The sequence below is a fragment of the Cupriavidus sp. 05T313 genome, from assembly GCF_056396665.1.
In genome coordinates, this window is record NZ_JBFTLX010000427.1 from 1 (window position 1) to 3,241 (window position 3,241).

The window sequence follows — 3,241 nt, forward strand, 5'->3', positions numbered from 1 at the left end:
GCATAAGCGGACGCCCAATGGCTTGATTGCACAGTATGGAGTTACTGCACAAGACACAACCTTGCCCAAGGTGGCAACGACACTGAACGCGAATGGCTTGACGGAGAAAGCCGTAAACGGCGTGACGCTGGAGTAACTGGCTGCGGCAACAGCGAGCGGAGATCCGGCCATCGTGGCTATGCAGTTGACCCGTAGGGGACATGCTGTGGTCGTTGATGGTGTCGCGCGGTCCCGGCCGCCACGCCGGTGGACAACCCGACCAGGCCGTGGCAGTTCAACCCGGTCATCGTTACCACGCCGGCTGCGCCGGACACGGGCGGCAAGCAAACGGTYGACTGGCACTTCAACGCCAACCTGGGCGGCAATCCGGTCACCGCGCCCGGCACCAGCATCGACCGYGCGCAGTACCTGAACCACAGCCCGGCCGTCGCGGTGCTGGCCGGCGTGACGCCCGACAGCCTGCTGGCGCAGTTGCCGGCCGCGCTGCGCCCGGGCAGCGTGACCTTCTACTACGACSCCTACACCGAAGGCCAGAAGCTGCAGCAGGCAGCGCTGCGGCAGACGGGCCAGGCCAGCTTTGTCAGCGGGCTGGCGTGGGACAGCCAGCACCAGCTCTCGGTGACGGACCAGGAGAARCTCATCCTCTACCGGAACGCGGCGGACTACGCGAAGGAGCACCACATCCAGGTGGGCSAGGCGCTGTCGCCGGGGCAGGTGGCGGCGCTGGATGCGCCGATGCTGTGGTACGTGCAGCAGGCTGTTCCTGATCCGAGTTGCAACACGGTAGCCAGTACGGCGTGCCCGACGGTGAATGCGYTGGTGCCACAGGTGTACCTGCCGGAAGGCTATGCGCAGGCGCTGACCAAGCCGACCGGCGGCACGATTGCGGGTGAGAACGTCAATCTGGACATTGCCGGGCAGCTGCGCAACAGCGGSGTGATCACGGCGGGCGACACGCTGAACGTGAAGGCGGGCAGCATCGATGCCGGGCCCAATGTGGTGGACATCGGCACGTCGGCCTACCGGGTGCAGGGCGGCTGGAGCGTGATCACCGGGACGGTGGTGCAGCCGGGCGGGTTCATGAGCGCGATGCACATGAACATCGAGGCCGACAGCATCAACGCGGTCAACGATGCGTTCCTGATCCGCGGCGCCGACGGCAGGGTGGACGAGGCCGCAACCGTGGCTCTAGTCAATCAGCTGAAGGCCAATCTCGGGCTGAACTACACCGAGGGCACGGTAGCCGACGACATCCACACGCGGTTCATCAAGGAGAAGAAGGGGTTCGGGCCGCTGGGGCAGATCGTGGCGATCGCGGCGGCGGTGGCGATCTCGATYGTKACGGCWGGGGCTGGGGCGGTGGCCGTGACTGCTGCCTTTGGTGCAACCTTCGCTGCCACGGCGGCGGGTGCGGCGATGTCGCTCGCGGTGTCGGGGCTGATTGCCGGCACGCTCTCCAGCATGGCGAGCCAGTTGATCCTGACGGGGTCGCTGAATATGGGCGCGGCGCTCAAGGCGGGCGTGGTGTCGGGGGTGACGGCTGGCCTGACGCAGGGCGCGCTGGGTGCGCTGGACCTTGGTGGCGCAGGTGTGACCAGCATCGGCCAGAACATAGCCAAGGGCAGCTGGGAGGCGGTGCAGGCCAACCTTGGCAGCTATATCCAGGCGAGCGTGGTGCGCTCGGTGATCAGCGCCGGGGTCAACACGGTGGCGTACGGCGGCAGCTTCGGACAGGCCTTTGCGAACGGGCTGGTGCGGGATGTGGCGGCGGTGGGTGCGAATGCCATTGGCGTGACATTGCCGGGTATTGGCATGGTCGGCGCGTCAGCGGACACGATTCTGGCGAATGCGGCCGGTCATGCGCTGCTGGGGTGCGCCGCACAGAGCCTGTTGGGTGGGGATTGTGCGGGTGGCGCGATTGGTGGGGCGGCCAGTGCGATTGCGGCGCCACTCATCCGGGATGCGGTGTATGCAGACAGCCCAGTGCTGAACTACAGCGACGACAAGGTCCGCCAGGCAATAACAGTTGGGCTGGCGACGCTGATTGGTGGTGCTGCCGGCGCGGCCCTCGGTACGGACGCGACCTCCGCCGCGTTGGCGGCGCAAAACGAATCGCTGAACAATGCGACTTCGCAGGGGCCGGCACGCGGGATCGCCGCTCGTGAAAATGCGCGGTTGACGGCGCAGTGCGGGGCGGCGTGTAGGCAGGAGGACTTCCAGCGCATCGATACCCAGGTACGGCAGGTGGAAGCAGCGGCGACGCTGGCGCGGATGAATAATCTGACACCAGAGCAGGCGCTGAAGCTGGGTGACATGTTGACCAGCCTGCTGCCGCTGTACGGCACACCGGCAGCGCTTTACCAGGCGGTCACCGGTCAAGGTCTGAGCGGCCAGCCACTGGGCACAGCGGAGCGCTGGCTGATGGGTATCGCTGGCGTACTACCAGTGGCCGGGGTAGCCTATAGCAAGCTGAGTGAGTTTGTGGCGGCTCGGGGGGCGGTGGCCACAAATAGTGCGGTTGTAAGGACCGAAGGGACAGCGAACGCCTCTACATACGCGGGATTGAAGCTTGATCTTAAAACAACCCAGGCAGCCAATGACGTTGTGGATAGTCTTCGTGCGACTGGTCAACTTCCGGGCAATTATGTTACGAAAGCGGAAGCGGCTCAGCACGGGTGGCAACCAGGAAGAGCGCTGAACAACAGTGTAGCTGGTGGACAATTAGGAGGGGACGTGTTCGCAAATTCAACGAACGTGCTGCCATCCGCTTCTGGTCGGATTTGGTACGAGGCAGATATTGGGTTGAGTAATACCATGTCTCGTAGCAATCAGCTTGGCACAAGGCTGTTGTATTCTAGCGATGGATTGTTATATATTACCGCTGACCATTATAAAACAGTGACAAAAATCGGGAATTGGAAATAAGGTGTGTGATGAAAATCCAGATAAATGGCGAAATGGTGAAAAGCGAAATGGATTTCCATCGTGAGCTGGCATCCGCTCTTGGTGTTGAGTCGTTTTACGGTTATAACTTGGACGCTTTATGGGATCTGCTCAGCTCCAGCGTGGAGAGGCCTATTTGTTTAAGGTGGATTAATGCAAGTACCTCAAATAGATTTATGGGTAGAACGTACCAGGATATTATTGATATTTTGGAAAGAGTGAGAATTCAAGATGAGAGATTCGGTTGGGCCGATAAATTTACCTATACAATCGACTTGTAGCCACAAATAGTGGGGCC

At 61.8% G+C, this 3,241-nt stretch carries 2 protein-coding genes; both read left to right on the forward strand.

The features are described 5' to 3' along the window. Positions 1-246: 246 nt before the first annotated feature. Positions 247-2,925 (forward strand): DUF637 domain-containing protein, encoded by a 2,679-nt coding sequence (locus tag AC1DKD_RS40265; RefSeq protein ID WP_477144653.1) that lies wholly within the window; start codon positions 247-249, stop codon positions 2,923-2,925. An 8-nt stretch (positions 2,926-2,933) separates the two neighbouring features. Continuing rightward, complete coding sequence (locus tag AC1DKD_RS40270; RefSeq protein WP_441637636.1) at positions 2,934-3,224, forward strand: barstar family protein; 291 nt, start codon at positions 2,934-2,936, stop codon at positions 3,222-3,224. Positions 3,225-3,241 lie beyond the last annotated feature (17 nt).

Coding starts and splice junctions, on each gene's coding strand:
- AC1DKD_RS40270 (WP_441637636.1), top strand. CDS start 2,934: ATGAAAATCCAGATAAATGGCGAAATGGTGAAAAGCGAAATGGATTTC.